Origin of the sequence: Chelativorans sp. AA-79 (assembly GCF_029457495.1) — a bacterium.
Taxonomy (GTDB): Bacteria; Pseudomonadota; Alphaproteobacteria; order Rhizobiales; family Rhizobiaceae; genus Chelativorans.
The window spans coordinates 4392023-4407284 of the sequence record NZ_CP120361.1; the positions used below are offsets into that span (position 1 = coordinate 4392023).

Sequence of the window (15262 nt, forward strand, 5' to 3'; positions counted from 1 at the left end):
AGATGGGCAACAGTCTGGTCTATCTGGTCCCGTTGGCTCTGGGTTTGGGCGGAGTCGCGCTCGCTGCCTTCTTCTGGTCGCTGAGGAGCGGACAGTATGACGACCTGGACGGAGCGGCCGAACGCATCTTTCTCGATGAGGAAGATTACAAAGCCGGAGGCGATGAAGTGACCTTCGGCAATGCCGCGCACAATTCGGACAAGGAGAACACCGGATGAAGGGACGTCCCGCGCCACAGCGCACCATCGTAGTGGACGGAAAGCCGCTGCCCGACGTGCTGGACGAGGCAATGATCGTTTCCGTCGTTCACGGCTTCTACGACCGTATCCGCAGCGACGAATTGCTCGGACCGATCTTCAACGACGCCATCGCCCCGCAGGACTGGCCGCGCCATCTCGACAAGATGTGCGACTTCTGGTCGGCAACCCTGCTGCGAACCGGTCGCTATGACGGGCGCCCGCTGCCGCCGCATCTGGCGCTGCCGGGGCTGGGCGAGATGCACTTCCGCCGCTGGCTCAGCCTGTTCAGGGCGACGGTGCAGGGCTTGTGCCCGCCAGATGTGGCCGCCCTGTTCATGGACCGGGCGATGCGCATCGCCCATTCCTTCCGGCTGGCCATCGCCTTCAGCCGCGGCGAGGATACGCTTCTTATGCAGCCTATCCTTGAGCAGAGCCTGTAGTAGCCGTGATGTTCCGGTCTATAACATAGCGGACCTTCAGCGCTGATCACCCTTTGCCTTCTATGGCTCGCTCGGCAGAAGGGCAGTGAGACGCGAAGATAACCACTATACAGCCGCTCAATTGGAGTGGCGAGTGATTAGTGGCAAAGGTGATCCGAGGAACACGATCCGGGACCTCGAGCCGGCCTCGCTCGATCAGGCGAACAGAGAGAGTTTCGAACTGGTCCGAACCCTACGTTGAGCAAATTTCGGTGAACTTTAGCAATTGAATTCACCGCCACACTGCAGTGACACGACGATATTGCTCTTCCTCTACAAAACTTCTTCAATCATTTCAGGTATCTGCGTCTCTTTTACGCGCTGGAATAATCATCTGCGGATGCGCTTGGGTGCCATTCTTGGGGTCCGTGCCGAAACTGCTCATGATTGGCGTGCGCTGCGTCTTACGAGGATGAGGACGGCTGCTGCATAGAAAGTACCGGGCGTGAATTGCTGCGGTTGCGCTACCGCGATTTCATCCGCGATCTGCCTTATCTCGCGGTACTGAGGACAGATCTTGTTCGCTCGCTCGCGGAGATCCTGCCGGAGACCGGCTCGATCCGCTTTGGCGAGACGATATCCGGCTTCGAGGACAAGGGCGATTGCGTCGAAGTAACGCTCGGAAGCGGTGAGACATTGCATGCCGATCTGATGATCGGCGCGGATGGCTTTCGCTCCACCATCCGCCGACGTCTTTTCGGTTCGCACGAAAACTGCCTTCAGCCGCTCGGCTACTATTTTTCTGTCTACGACGTCGACGCGCCGAAGGACTTCGCGACCGATTTCGTATCCTATGTCGAGCCCGGCCATCTGGCCGAATATTATGCGCTGCACGACGGCCGTCTTGCCGCCATGCATGTCTGGCGGGACGAACGCACCGGCCTGGAACGGACGGAGGACAAGGTAGGTCTGTTGAGAGAAGTCAGTGCTCGTAGCCATTTGCAGGTGCGCACGCTGCTCGATCATACAGGCCGGAAGGACGATTCTGTTGTGATCGACAGTCTGACGATGATCGAACTGCCTAAGTGGTCAAGGGGCAGAGTGCTCTTATTGGGTGACGCAGCCCACTGTCTGACCCTCGTTTCTGGGCAAGGAGCAGGCATGGCACTCGCCTCCGCCGAGATGCTCGGAGAGGCATTAAAGACGAACGGCGATCTGCAGGAGTCTCTCGCACATCATGAGAAGCGTCTTCGCCCGATCATCGGCCGTCTTCAAACGCGCAGCCGCAAGATGGCCGCAGTCTTCATCCCGCAGAGCGCCTTTGCCTTCCGGTTCCGCAATTTCGTAATGCGGCACATGCCGCGCGCCTTGCTGGGGCGCTATTTCAGCAATGCAATCCGTTCGGAGATAAAGCTTGCTTGTAAGACCACGTAGAAGACCAAGGTGTTTCGCCGCGTCTGCCAATGCGTCGCGGAAATTCACCTCATCTATGCTTTCCGATGTGCGCTCCAGAAATGTTTCGAAAACAGTCTGCATCGATCCAAATCGGGTGAATCTCGGGAAATCTGAAGCGGGCTATTCCTCTGCATCGAGCAGGTGCCTTGCTGCCGCTGATACGTCACGAAAGCTCCATCATGCAGCAGGAACGGCATCGCCACGCCAGGCCAGTATAGCCTCCAGGGACAGACCGATACCAAGGAGTCTTCTGTCGCTTCCAACGGGACCGTCGAGCTCTATACCAACAGGTAGGCCCTGCTCCGTGGCACCAATGGGAATAGTGAGGCCTGGCAGACCGGCATTGGCACCGGGATCCGTATTGCGGATATACGTGTCGAATACTTTGACAGTTCCGACATCGGGAATATCGATCGTTCCAAAAGCATCATCGATAGCTTCGATCGCGGGAACTGGAGTTGTTGGAAACAGAAGAGCATCCAATCGAGCATCGTTGAAGACGCGCTCATAAAGGTTGCAAAGCTGCGGGCGGTAGATGGAGACTGCCGCTTCGTAAGCCTCCCCCAATGCGTCCCGTAAGATCAAATCGAATGCTGCTTGCACATCAGGATTGACGATCTTTTCGGCGATGTTTGCTAAGGTAATTTCGCCGTATCCGTTTTGTGCCAGATATGCGGGTATGTCGGCGATGGGCTCATGTAGCACCACCGGCGCTGAAATCTTTTCCAGAAGACCGCGCAGTCCAGGAAGATCGACCTCAACAAACGTTACACCCTGCTCTTTCAGTCGATTGCACAGTGCATGGCAGACAGTTTCAACCTTGGGATCGAGAGCATCCCAGAAGCACTTCGGCAGGCCGAGCGTAACCTGCGAAAGCGGCACTGGCTCCGCGACCTCTCCGCCGCAGATCGCAGCATCAAGCAACGCGAGATCCGCCACCGACACCGCCATCGGGCCGACCGTATCGTTGGTGTGGCTTATGGGCAGCACACCATCACATGGGTAGCGCCTCTGTTTCCCCCCGTCGCCGACGGACGGACGTAAACCCGCAATGCCGCAGAGGGATGCGGGAATTCTAATGGATCCGGATGTGTCCGTTCCCAAACCCGCCGAGACGATGCCTGCGGCTACTGCGGCAGCCGTTCCACCGGAGGAACCTCCGGTAATTCGCAGCGGGTCGTGGGGATTGCGAGTGGATGTGTAGGTCCCGCCAAAATTGGTGTTCGTGATCCCAAACGCCAATTCGTGCAGGTTGGTTTTCCCTATGACAATCGCTCCGGCTTCCTGGAGGCGGTCGACCACACTTGCGGTGCGTTGCGCCATCAATCCCGCGAGCGACGGCGTTGCGCCTGTCGTGAACCAGCCTTTTACGTCAATATTGTCCTTTATGCAGATAGGAAGCCCCGCGAGCGATCCCTGCCGCTCGCCCTGGCGGCGCGACTGATCGATAGTCCGCGCCCGTTCCAAAGCATCGTCAGCATATACGCCTATGAAGGCGTTCAGGTTTGCATGAGCCTGGACTCTTTCCAAAGCCTCTTTCACCACCGCTTCGGCGGTCGTTTCGCCCTCGCGCAACGATTTCAGGAGTTCGGTCGCACTCCGCGCCGTGTGTTTTGGTTTCATCAGACGGTCTCCCGTCTCGGCAGCGGAGCTGCATCCGCCGTCCGGGCTGTGCGCGAGCGGACGAGGTCCTCGAACAGCCCCACAATGCCGCGCGGCATCAGAACCACACACACCACCAGAATCAGCCCCATGCCGATATCCCGCATATCGCCAAGCTCCCGCATGGCCTCCTCCGCGCACATCAACAAAAGCGCCCCGACGATCGGCCCCCAGATTGTCCCGACCCCGCCGACAATGATCATGGAGAGAAGGAACAGCAAATGCGAGAAAGAGAACACCACCGGCCCCACCGCGCCGGTGTTGACCGCATAGAACGATCCTGCAAGTCCGGTAAAGAACGCCGACAGACCGAAGATCCACAGCTGGTATTTGAAGCGGTCCATGCCGCGCGCGGCCGCGTAGACCGGGTTGTCGCGCAGAGCCTGAAACGCAAGCCCCATCGGGCTGCGGATGACGATGATCGAAACGATCATCGCAACCGTCAAAATCGCTAGGCCGACATAGTAGCGACCGACATAAAACCCGGAACCAAGCAGCTCCCGAAAGCCGAGATCGCCAAACCTGGAAAATCCACGAACGCCACCCATCAGCGGCATGCAGCCAGACGGCGGGTTGGTGAAACAGTCCGTATCGTTGACGATGGTCAGATAGAGGACCTGGGCAACGCACAGCGTGAGCAAAGCGACATAGGGGCCACGCAGCTTCAGGCAGGCAAGGCCAAGCGCGACACTGAACAGAACCGCCAACAGGGCACCTATCGGCATGGCAAGGATCATCGAGGTGCCGAAATAATATCCCAGCATGGCGGTCGTATAGGCGCCAATGGCGAACAGGGCCATCTGAGCCAGGGAGAAGATACCGCCGATCCCGAAGACGAGGTTCCACTGGACAACGACGGTGGCCCAGATGAAGAAGAATGTCGTCTGCGTAACCGTGTATCTGACTTCGGACACGAGCGGCAGAAGCGCTGCAAGACCCGAAAAGAGCAGACACAGAGTTATGTCTCGCTGCCGCGCGGTCATAGCCGAACTCCCTGAACGCGGCCGAATACGCCTTGCGGTCGGCCGATAAGTACAATGATCACCAGGATGAGCAGGAGTGCGAAGCTGAAACGGACACCAAAAACATACTGGACGATTGCCTCCAAGACGCCGATGAAAAGCGCCGCCATCACGCTGCCGGGAAGACTCCCCAGCCCGGCAACCACACAGATAATGAACGCCTTGAGCATGGGATCCGCACCCATATTGGGAAGCAGACTGGAGAGGGAGGAAATCGTTATGCCTGATACCGCGGCCAGCCCGCCCGAAATTGCCAGAACGAGGGCATAGACATAGCCGATACGCACCCCCATCAATTGGGCGGCGTCCCTGTTCTGGGCAGTTGCCCGAATGGCTCTCCCGATCCGTGTTTTCTGGAGGGCAAACCCCAGCGCCGCCATCAGCAGCATGGCGATGCCAAGGATCATGAGGTTCTGGTAGGGCAGATGCACGCCAGCCAGGGTCAGCGAACCCGGCATCGAAACCGGCTGCGGCTTGGGTTGCGGCCCGAAGGTTTCCAGAATGATGCTTTCGAGAATGACACCCACGCCGATCGTGGCAATAAAGATGCGGGTCTCGAAATTGGCGGACCGGAGCATCGGCCGCGCGACAATCTGATAGATCAAGACACCGACGGCAGCACAGACGAGCACCGCGAAGGCGACCCCGACCGGGGCCGGCAAGCCCATCCCGCCGACAGCGAAATAGGAAAGATACCCGCCAAGCGCCAGGATCGCGCCATGGCTCATATTGAGCATGTTCATCGCGCCGAAAACCAGCGCAAGCCCTGCGGTGGATATCGCGTACATGGCGCCCAAGGTGAGGCCGGAAGCAAGAATTTGAAGTATTGTGTCCATCGGCCCCTCTAGGATCCAAGATAGGTTTCGAGCAATTCCGGCCGACCGGACATTTCCGAACCTTTTCCGCACCACGCGATGCTGCCGTGGTCGAGAAGATGCACCTCGTCAGCGATATCCGCCGCGCGCATTGCATTTTCCTCGACCAGAATCACCGTCCGCCCGGACCCGCGCAGGGTGTCGATCACATCGTAGATCTGATCGATGATGATCGGCGCCAAACCCAGGGAAGGCTCATCCAGCATCAGGATCCGCCCCGAGGTCATCAGGCCGCGGCCAATGCCGACCATCCGCCTTTCCCCTCCGGACAACGTGCTGGCCGCCTGCTGCTGCCGGTCGCGCAACTTGGGCAGCAGCGAAAAAACCTCCTCCAGCCGCTGCTTCTCGAGCCGCGCGGCGGCAGGCAGATAACTGCCCATGCGGAGGTTTTCCAGAACGGTCATGTCGGGGAAGAGGAGATCTCCCTGCGGGACATGGACGATGCCGCTGGCGACGATCGCGTCCGGTCGAAGAGGGTCGATACGGGTTCCGGCGAGAGTGATCTGCCCGGCCGTGATCGGCACAAGCCCGGAAATCGCGCGCAGCAGCGTCGTCTTGCCATGGCCGTTCGGTCCGATCAACGCCGCAAGCGTTCCCGCTCTGACTTCGAGCGAGAGATCGCGCAGAACAACTTGCGCGCCATAGCCGGCGGTAAGGTTTCGGATCGAGAGTTCAGCCGACATGTTGCGCATCCCCGGCGGTTAACGCCGCGACATATTCACCGGCACCCTTGCCCAGATAGACGTCCACAACGTCGCGGTCATTGGCGAGCCCCGCGGCCGGGCCTTCGTAAAGCTTCCGGCCGTGATGCAGGATCAGCACCCGCGTGGAGAGCTGGACCAAAAACCGCATGACATGCTCGATTAACAGAACCGTCACGCCCGTGGCCGCGACCCCTCTGACAATCTCTGCCACATGATCGATTTCCTTATGCGTGAGCCCGCCAACCGGCTCGTCGAGCAGCAGCAACTTTGGCTTCATCACCAGGGCGCTCGCAAGCATCAGAAGCTTGCGGTCGAGCACGGGCAGCGTCGCCGTCAGACAGTCGTCGCTCCCCGCCAGCCCGACATCGCGCAGCGCCGCATCGACCGCTTCCTCGACCGCAGGCTCCATGCTGATACCCGGGACAATGCGGTTGCGGCGGCCGTAATAGGCCGCCACGCGCACGTTGTCGCGGACACTCAGGCTATCGAAGCCCGTGTTCAGCTGGAAAACCCGTGCCATGCCCGCATGGCACATCTGCACGGGCGAACAGCGTGTCACATCCCGTCCTTCGAGCAGGATCTGGCCGCTTGTGGCCGTGTTATGTCCCGAGATGATCTCGAACAAGGTGGTCTTTCCGGCGCCGTTCGGGCCGCCGATGCCGAGGATTTCCCCTGCAGGCAGATCGAAGCTCAAATCGTCAATGGCAACCAGCGAACCAAATCGCTTTGTGACATTTCGACAGGACAACAAGGGGGGTGAGAGGGTGGCAGACATCGTCGAACTCACCCCTTCATCCAGGGCGGCAGCATGAAGGCTGACTTCCCGTATGGCCATGGCGCGATCAGGTCTGGCTCCGCCGTATGTTCCTGTATCTGAAGGAATTGATGCGGCATCCCAAGAGAAGGATCATCGACAGAGCCTGGATATGAATAGACGTCCTGGGCACCGGCAGTGAAGCGCGTAGTTCCCCCCACGCCCCTGAAAATCAGCGAACGGATCCGGTCCGCGACTTTTCGGTTCTGCGCGTCATTTCCAGGCTCACCAGAACCGCCCGCAACTGCAGCAGCTGTCGCCCAGATCCAAGCGCCGTTATACGACTGCATTCCAGAGTTGTGTCCGGCATCAGCGCCGAAGCGCTCCTTATAGCGCCGTTCAAACTCCAGTCCTATCTCATCCTGGAGAGCGCCAATGACCGTGGAGAACACGACGCCGGTCGCGGCCTCGCCGGCAATGTCCCGGAAGGATTTCACCGAAGGCCCGTATTGCATGTAGACGAGGCTCGGCGTGGGGTTGTTCATAAACTGAATCATGAACTGCGCCAAGTCCGCCGGGAAGTAGTGGGTGACAACGATGACGGCGGGCGGATCTTGGCGGATTTTTGCAAGAGTTGGTCCCCACTCGGAAATGGGCACATTGACCGTTTCATAAAGACTGACATCCCAGCCAAATTCCGCAGCGCCGTCGCGAACGGTATTGGCTATGTTCGAAGCGTACGTTCCTGCCGACAGGATGATCGCCATCTTGTTGTTGGGACGGCTGAAAGAACGGTCGTCCTCAAGACTCTTGAGGAACTTGAGAAGACCAGTGCCGTACCAAATTTCTGCCGGGTCGGTCTGAAACGAACCGAAATAGCGTTGCGGATCGGACTCCACGAGCGCCCCGTGTCCACGCGAGGTGTCGTTGTGCATGTAGATAATCCCCGCATCCGCGATGACGTCTTGGACGGCAGAGCCGGAACCGAGGTTGTAGCCATTTATGACGGCGTGTACGGCATACCGATCGATCAGTCGCTGTACGGCCTGGACGTTGGTGGCATCCCCCATCTGCTTGGTGTCTTCGAAATAGGGCTCCAACGGACGGCCCAGCACGCCGCCCAGGGCATTGATCTCCTCGCATGCGAGGAGGAGCCCGTTCCGGAACTCGACGCCATCCGCGGCTGCAAAGTCTGTCAACGGCGCGGCCTGACCAATGGGGATCGGCTCACCGCTCGCGTATGCAGTTCCGTTCGCGCCAACCAATAGACCGGCGCTGCCCGCAAGCAGAGCAGAGCCTTTGAAGAAATTCCGACGATTAATTTGACTGTCCATGGTTTCCTCCTCCAGTCGCTAGAAATTCCGGTTAAAGTTCCGGGCGCCTTCCGCTCCACGGTTTCGCGATCTCCATCTGCCCCGCGAGATTGAACAGGCTGGCCTCATCGTTGAGCCGCGCCGTCAACTGAACACCAATGGGCAGGTTGTCGCCGGTCCAACTCATCGGGACACTTGCCGAAGGCAATCCGGTCACGTTCGCTGGAGCTGTGAAGGCGAAGGAATCGAGAACCCGCTGCCACGCCTCTTCGCCACCGAGGGTGCCAGCATCGAAATACCCGAGCTTGGGAGGGGCAAACGGCAGCGTGGGAGATAGCCAGATGTCGTATTTTTCGAAGAAATGTCCGAAGACGCGCGCCATACCTTGGAATCGGACAAGATCCTGGATGTAATCGACGGCTCGGCGGTTTATGCCTCTGGAGAAGAGATACTGGTTGAACGGCTCAAGGTCACGAACCAGAACATCGGGATCGGTGCCGCGGTGCTCCGCAAGCGCGACCAGACCGCGGGTCACCGTCATCGGCCAGAAGTTGCTTAGGGCCGCGCGAAACCCCGGGCCGTCGATCGGCGAGGAGATCTCCTCGACGTGGTGTCCGAGCGACCGGCAAAGGTTCGCCGCCTCCTCGACAGCAGCTACGCATTCGGGCGCGACGTTCGTTCCATCCGGAGCGCCTGAGGAAACGGCAATCCGCAACCCCGCTTGAGGGCTGCGTACCGATTCCAAGAAGGGTCGCGGAGGAGGAGGAGCGACATAGGGATCGCCGGCCAGAGGACCGCATGTCGCGTCGAGAATTGCAGCGCTGTCACGCACGCTCCGGGTGACAACATGCTCCGCAGTAATTCCGCCGATGGATTCGCCGACATCCGGACCAAGGGTGATCCGCCCCCGTGACGGCTTGAGACCGAAGAGACCGCAGCAGGACGCAGGAATACGGATTGAACCGGCTCCGTCATTGGCATGTGCGGCAGCCACATATTGTGCGGCCACCGCGGCAGCTGCGCCTCCGCTCGATCCACCCGGCGTATGATCGAGATTCCAGGGATTGCGCGTCGCGCCTCGCCAAGCCGGCTCCGTTGTTCCCACTGAGACCATTTCCGGCACGTTCGTCTTGCCAAGCGTCACAAAGCCTGCCTGCCGATAGCGGCGCATCAATTCGCTATCGTGGTCGATGACGTTGTCTTTCAGGAGGCGCGCGCTACCTGTCGTCGGCGTGCCTTTCATATGGCAATAGAAGTCCTTCACAAGGAAGGGAACGCCCCGGAACGGACCATCCACCAAGCTGCCATCCGCGTTCTTACGCGCCTCGTCGAAAAAACGCTGCGTGACAGCGTTGATTTGCCCGTCACAGGATTCAATCCGGGAGATACTGGCTTCGATCAACTCGCCTGCCGAGATTTCGCCGTCGGCGATTAATCTGGCCTGCTCTGTGGCGTCGCACTCGAGAATTTCGGAATTCACGCGGAAACCTCCCGGCCAATAGAAGTGGAAGCGAGAAGCTCGTTCTGCAGATCGGCAAGTGCATCGGAGAGGCGGGAGAACAAGGTGGCGATCTCCGCCTCCTCGATTACAAGCGGCGGGCAGATGGCGATAACGTCGCCGAGGTTGCGCAAGATGATCCCCCGCTCCATAGCAAGCTCGATCAGGCGTGCGCCGACACGGCTGCTGGGCGGGAATGGCGCCCGCGATGCCTTGTCAGCAACCAGTTCCAAGGCGCCGATCATGCCGATGCCGCGCGTTTCCCCGACAAGTGCGTGGTCCGAGAAGGAATGCAGATGCGCAAGAAAGGTCTTGGAGAGGGAGCGCACGCGCCCTAGAAGATCAATTTCGTCGTAGATGCGCAGCGTTTCCAAAGCGACAGCGCTTGTTACCGGGTGGCCGGCATACGTAAAACCATGGCCAAAGACGCCAAGCCGCCCGGCTTCCTCCGACACGGCTTGATAGATTCCACCGCTCATGAGCGTTGCGCCGATCGGCTGATAACCGGAGGAAAGACCCTTTGCCACGCTCATCATATCGGGCGTGAATCCGAACGCCTGGCAGCCAAACCAGTGGCCGGTGCGACCGAAACCACAGATCACCTCGTCACTCAGGAGCAGGATGTCATGCCGACGCAATAGCGCCTCGATGTCGCGGTAGTAGCCCTCTGGAGGAATGATCACACCGCCGGCGCCCATAACCGGCTCGACGATCATCGCAGCAATATTTTCCGGCCCTTCGCGCTGGATCAACGCATCGAGCTCGCTCAGCATCCGAGCCGTGAAGGATTCCGGCGTTTCGTCCTTTTGTGCCTGGCGGTAGTGGTGAGGCGCTGCAGCGAAGAGAACCACATCGTTGTCTTCGAAAGCCATTGCCCCACGTACGTGCGGCAGGCCGCTTAGAGTAGCTCCCATTACGGTGCTGCCGTGATAGGCATTGTGCCGGCTTATGATCTTCCGCTTTCGGGGCCGCCCGTGCGCGCTCTGGTATAGCCAGGCAAGCTTGATCATCGTGTCGACGGCCTCCGATCCCGAATTACAGAAGGAGACCTTTCCGTCCGACATCGGAGCGATCGACAACAGCTTCTCGGACAGCTCAATCGCGGGCGGATTGGCTCGTCTGTTGAACGTATGATAGCTGGCAAGCGTCAGGATCTGGTCGTGAGCCGTCTTGGCCAACCGCGGATTAGTGAACCCGAGCGTCGCGCACCAGAGGCTGGCCATTCCTTCGATGTAGCTGCGGCCCGAGCTGTCGGTGACCGTCACCCCGTTTCCCCGCTCGAAAATGATCGGGCCATCACGATCAAGAACTTTCGGGTCGGTCTGCGGATGAAAGTGTGCGTGCCGATCAAGAAGGTCCAATGAGTTTCTCATTGCGGCTGCTCCACCCCAGCCGCAATGCATTCGATCTCGACACGCCATTCCGAACGGCCCAACGCCTTCACGAGCACAAGCGATGCCGCCGGATAGGGTGGCTGAATGAATGAATCACGGACAGCGCGGATGGCCATAAGGTCCGCTTCATCGACGACGAAATAGTTCATCTTGATGATATTCGCGAATGTGAAGCGGGCCTGTTCGAGGACCTTCGACATGTTCTCGAAGATGATCCGGGTCTGCTCTCCTGCATCGTGCGGAATTGAGCCATCGACGCGGACACCAACCTGCCCGGCCAAATGCACAGTGGAGGCGCCTGGCGGCACGATCACGGCATGGCTGTAGTTGCCAAATGGCGCGGCCACCGCATCGCAATTGAAATAACGAACTGTCATATCTTCAATCTCCGTCCTCGCGGTCACTGTGCGACAAGCGCGTTAAGTGCTTCGAGGTACTCGTGCTTGCATTCGCGGAACCGCTCGGCAGGCGCAGATAGAGCGATCGCGAAAGGTGCGGTGCCGGCCTCCAATGGCACCGCCATGCAGCACACGCCCAGCGCAAATTCCTCGTTGTCGATGGCGTACCCATTTTTGCGAATGGTCTCGAACTCGCTCTGAAGCGCTCCGAGGTCCGTTAGGGTGCTGGGCGTGAGCGCCACGAGAGGTTTGCCGGCAAGGTATTCGCGGGCACGGAGGCCAGGAGCGAAAGCCAGCAATACCTTTCCAGCCGCGCGTGCATGCGCATGCTCATATTGCCCGTGCGGCACTTCAGCGGCACGCACAGCGTTGGTACCGCGTGCCACGTCGAGCGTAACGATCTCGCCTTGCCACCAGCCAACCGCATAGCAGGTCTCTCCTGTAGTCGCCGCCAACGAACGTACAAGCGGGCGTAGATGATCGGGTGCAGAGAACTGGCGCTGAAAAGCCTCGGCCAAGACACCGGTCTTCAATCCCAAGCGGTAGTTGCGCCTTTCGTCGCGTGCAATGAAGCCCATGTCGGCCAGCGTATGAACGAGATGATATGCGGTCTGCCGCTCGACGCCGATTGTCTCCGCGATCTCCCGGACACTGAGGCCAGTTTCACTGCGCGCAATAGCGGTCAGAATATTCATTGCACGCGCCACAGAATTGATGCGTGCGCGAGTGGCAGGTTGTTGAGTGTCACTCATCAGGCGATTTCCTTCTCCATCTGCGGCGCATTGGCGCGAAAGAGGCTTGCTGCGGCATCAACGATCTTTCGGCGGCTCGGTAGGAGGGCTTCTTGAAGAACGGGGGAAGCCGGGATGCGGACGTCCGGAGCAGCGATCCTTGAAAAGCGGACCGAGCCAGGAGGGAGACGCTCCATCAATCCGGCAACAACTTCGGCACCGAACCCTCCCGTGTGGTTTGCCTCGTGCGCCACCACCACCCGGCCACCGCAAGCGCTGACGGTCTCGCAAACCGCTTCCCAGTCCAGTGGCGCTAGCCAGCGCAGATCGAGCACGGCCGCCGATATGCCGATTTTTTCAAGATCGGCCGCAGCCTGCTCAAGCAGCGGCACAACAGCGCCCCAACCGACCAACGCGACATCCTGACCGCCTCGCCTCAGAGTGGCACCAAATGCCGGCTCCACTGGTTGGGCTAAGGAAACGCTTGCGGGGATCTGGTAGAGCGCTCGAGACTCAATGATGATAACCGGATCGTCGTCAGCGACTGCTGCGCGCAGCATGCTGTACGCATCCTGTGGCGTCGCCGGCAGACCGACCCGCAGGCCAGGAATATGGCTCAGCATGGCTTCCAGACACTGGGAGTGCTGGGCCGTCGAGCCTGGCGTCGCACCTTGCTGTACGCGCACCACCAGAGGGACTGTCCGGCGCCCTTGTGTCAGATACCGAATGTTGGCCGCCTGATTTATGATCTGGTCGAGCGCAACGAGCAGAAAATCAGCCCACATGATCTCGACGACGGGGCGTTTTCCTTCGAGCGCTGCCCCCACCGCCGATCCGAGAATGGCCGCCTCAGCAATCGGCGTATCGAAGACACGCTCCTCGCCGAACTCTCGCTGGAGATAACGAGAAGCACCAAAAATCCCGCCAGCATGACCGACGTCCTCGCCATAGACAACCACGTCGGGATTTGTCGCCAACTCTGCCTTCAGGGCTTCGTTTACAGCTTGGATATAGGTAAGGTCCTTGACTTCTGCGGTCGCCTCTTCGGCGGCATTTGCCACAGCAGAGCGATGCGGGCCGACAACATGAAGCTTGGCCGTTTCCGGGTCCGGCGCCGGCAGAGCCAGCACCTTTTCAACGACGGCAGCCCACTCCTGATCAATCCGCTGACGCAGCAGTTCAAGTTCAACTGCGCTACTTATCGCTCTTTCGCAAAGTTGCTGCTCAATCCACAAGAGCGGGTCACGGGTCTGCGCCTCTTGGCGCTCCTGTTTCGGCCTGTAGTGCTCGATATCCCGATTGTAGTGTCCCCAAAGACGCGGAACCCGGCACTCAATGAACACCGGTCCTTCGCCGGACACTGCGCGCTCGCGGGCGAGTGCGAATGTTTCCCGCACGGCTAATGGCTCAATGCCATTAATCGTAACCCCTTGAATGCCGTATCCCGCCGCCCTCTTCGCGAGGCGATCGAGTTTCGTAATGCGTGAGATCGGCGTCATTTCCGACCAACCGTTGTTCTCGCAGACGAAGATCACCGGTAGTTTGCGGCTGACTGCGAACACGAAAGCTTCGTGGAGCGCCCCCTGACTCGTGGCGCCATCGCCGAAGGTGACGGCGACAACGCGATTTGCCCCTTCAAGCATGGCCGCCATGGCGGCGCCGCAGGCAATGGGCCCACCAGCGCCGACTATGGAATTTTCTCCAAGAAATCGATCATTGGGAGCGGTCACCAAGGCAGAACCGCTGCGACCGCCGTTTACTCCTGCCGCCTTGTGGCAAAGCTCAGCGAGCAGGCCTTCAGCCGATACGCCGCATTCCAAGGCCCATCCGTGCCCGCGATAAGTGGCGATAACCCGGTCCTGCTCTTCCAGCGCAGCCAAGGCACCAATTGGCACTGCCTCCTGGCCAGCACAAAGGTGCACCGAGCCGACGATACTCGGCTCCTTGCTAGTGCTGAGATCGAATGCGGTCTGCTCGAACTGGCGTATGCGATACACCCGTTCATACGCCGAGAACAGGAACTCGGCATCAGATACAGAAACTGGTGACGGCACGATGTCTCCCAACGAGTTCAATTCAACACATACGCAACCCTAATGGCCGTTCTCCGCAAATGTCAATATTATTGTCAGTTTATCACTATTTTATAAAACGGCTCGCATGGATATGAAACCTGCTCCGTCTGCTGGGTTGATTCTGCTGCTAGGCCAGCTTCCAAAAAATCTGCAATGCTTTGATTTAATTTGATAAACTTGCTTTGATGCAGTGAAGCTTGGCAGCTTTAGGTATCTTGGGCTCAACCACTGATTCCAAGTCCTGGCCTCGCCGGAGCGGTAACGAGCCGTGTAGATAAAGCTCTGCTCAACGTGCTCCTCGTCAACCCGACCTTCTTCCCCTTTCACCTGCCCACGGTTGGTGCCGAGACTGAGCCAGGTCGGCGCGGAGGAAGGATACCGGATGCTGCCGAAGGGTCAGCCGTATGGCCGTAGTGCTCCACCACTTCTCTTCCCGCCGTCATAGGGCGTAGCGATGGCGGCAAGGAGCGGCATCGGTCCGTCGCGCAGCATCTTGATGGCCCAGAGCGCCTCACGCCTCGCAAGGCCGAGTGCGGACCCGAAGGCATCCGCCTCCGCCAGCTCGACCAGGGCCGCGGCGGGAATGCCGGCGTGGCGCCAGAGATCATCCACTGACGCGAAGGGCAGGTCTTCCCGGCAGGAGACAAGGCGCGCAGCCTCCGCATTCCCCAATCCCTTGACCATGCGCAGGCAGTGTGCCAGGGGGCGAGTTCGTAGATGTGA

14 protein-coding genes and 1 pseudogene are annotated in these 15262 nt (G+C 59.4%); 3 read left to right on the forward strand and 12 right to left on the reverse strand.

The features are described 5' to 3' along the window. Window positions 1-2: 2 nt before the first annotated feature. The 3 genes from ccoS to PVE73_RS21540 all read left to right on the forward strand — a co-directional run bounded on the left by ccoS (window position 3) and on the right by PVE73_RS21540 (window position 2092). Window positions 3-218 (forward strand): cbb3-type cytochrome oxidase assembly protein CcoS, encoded by a 216-nt coding sequence (gene ccoS, locus PVE73_RS21530; protein ID WP_277364202.1) that lies wholly within the window; start codon window positions 3-5, stop codon window positions 216-218. Next, window positions 215-679: a group III truncated hemoglobin gene (locus tag PVE73_RS21535; protein WP_277364203.1), complete on the forward strand. Its 465-nt coding sequence runs from the start codon at window positions 215-217 to the stop codon at window positions 677-679. Before ccoS ends, PVE73_RS21535 begins: the two co-directional genes overlap by 4 nt. Window positions 680-1177: 498 nt before the next feature. Further along, window positions 1178-2092 carry an FAD-dependent monooxygenase gene (locus PVE73_RS21540; protein ID WP_277364204.1) on the forward strand — a complete coding sequence of 305 codons (915 nt, stop codon included), beginning with the start codon at window positions 1178-1180 and terminating at the stop codon, window positions 2090-2092. 198 nt (window positions 2093-2290) lie between these two features. On the opposite strand, the gene iaaH is transcribed toward PVE73_RS21540, so the two are convergent. The 12 genes and pseudogenes from iaaH to dnaE2 all read right to left on the reverse strand — a co-directional run. Beyond that, on the reverse strand, window positions 2291-3736 hold the full coding sequence (gene iaaH, locus PVE73_RS21545; RefSeq protein ID WP_277364205.1) for an indoleacetamide hydrolase: 1446 nt from the start codon (window positions 3734-3736) through the stop codon (window positions 2291-2293). Further along, window positions 3736-4758, reverse strand: coding sequence for a branched-chain amino acid ABC transporter permease (locus tag PVE73_RS21550; RefSeq protein ID WP_277364206.1), 1023 nt, complete (start codon window positions 4756-4758; stop codon window positions 3736-3738). Before PVE73_RS21550 ends, iaaH begins: the two co-directional genes overlap by 1 nt. After that, entirely contained in the window at window positions 4755-5633 is an 879-nt protein-coding gene (locus tag PVE73_RS21555) for a branched-chain amino acid ABC transporter permease (protein ID WP_277364207.1), read from the reverse strand. Before PVE73_RS21555 ends, PVE73_RS21550 begins: the two co-directional genes overlap by 4 nt. An 8-nt stretch (window positions 5634-5641) precedes the next feature. Further along, window positions 5642-6355, reverse strand: a complete 714-nt coding sequence (locus tag PVE73_RS21560) for an ABC transporter ATP-binding protein (protein ID WP_277364208.1) — start codon at window positions 6353-6355, stop codon at window positions 5642-5644. Next, window positions 6345-7151, reverse strand: a complete 807-nt coding sequence (locus PVE73_RS21565; RefSeq protein WP_277364209.1) for an ABC transporter ATP-binding protein — start codon at window positions 7149-7151, stop codon at window positions 6345-6347. The genes PVE73_RS21560 and PVE73_RS21565 overlap by 11 nt, the downstream gene beginning before the upstream one ends. 8 nt (window positions 7152-7159) lie before the next feature. Continuing rightward, window positions 7160-8464: an ABC transporter substrate-binding protein gene (locus PVE73_RS21570; RefSeq protein WP_277364210.1), complete on the reverse strand. Its 1305-nt coding sequence runs from the start codon at window positions 8462-8464 to the stop codon at window positions 7160-7162. A gap of 31 nt (window positions 8465-8495) precedes the next feature. After that, window positions 8496-9923, reverse strand: a complete 1428-nt coding sequence (locus PVE73_RS21575; protein ID WP_277364211.1) for an amidase — start codon at window positions 9921-9923, stop codon at window positions 8496-8498. Beyond that, window positions 9920-11302 carry an aminotransferase gene (locus tag PVE73_RS21580; protein ID WP_277364212.1) on the reverse strand — a complete coding sequence of 461 codons (1383 nt, stop codon included), beginning with the start codon at window positions 11300-11302 and terminating at the stop codon, window positions 9920-9922. The genes PVE73_RS21575 and PVE73_RS21580 overlap by 4 nt, the downstream gene beginning before the upstream one ends. Before the next feature lie 8 nt (window positions 11303-11310). After that, window positions 11311-11739: a RidA family protein gene (locus PVE73_RS21585; protein WP_277364213.1), complete on the reverse strand. Its 429-nt coding sequence runs from the start codon at window positions 11737-11739 to the stop codon at window positions 11311-11313. Continuing rightward, window positions 11736-12485: an IclR family transcriptional regulator gene (locus PVE73_RS21590; protein WP_277364214.1), complete on the reverse strand. Its 750-nt coding sequence runs from the start codon at window positions 12483-12485 to the stop codon at window positions 11736-11738. Before PVE73_RS21590 ends, PVE73_RS21585 begins: the two co-directional genes overlap by 4 nt. Next, a complete protein-coding gene (locus tag PVE73_RS21595; RefSeq protein WP_277364215.1) occupies window positions 12485-14539 on the reverse strand; it encodes an alpha-ketoacid dehydrogenase subunit alpha/beta in 2055 nt (684 codons plus the stop codon). The genes PVE73_RS21590 and PVE73_RS21595 overlap by 1 nt, the downstream gene beginning before the upstream one ends. Before the next feature lie 343 nt (window positions 14540-14882). Further along, window positions 14883-15229, reverse strand: a pseudogene (gene dnaE2, locus PVE73_RS21600) (error-prone DNA polymerase); the annotation flags it as partial. Between the last annotated feature and the right edge of the window lie 33 nt (window positions 15230-15262).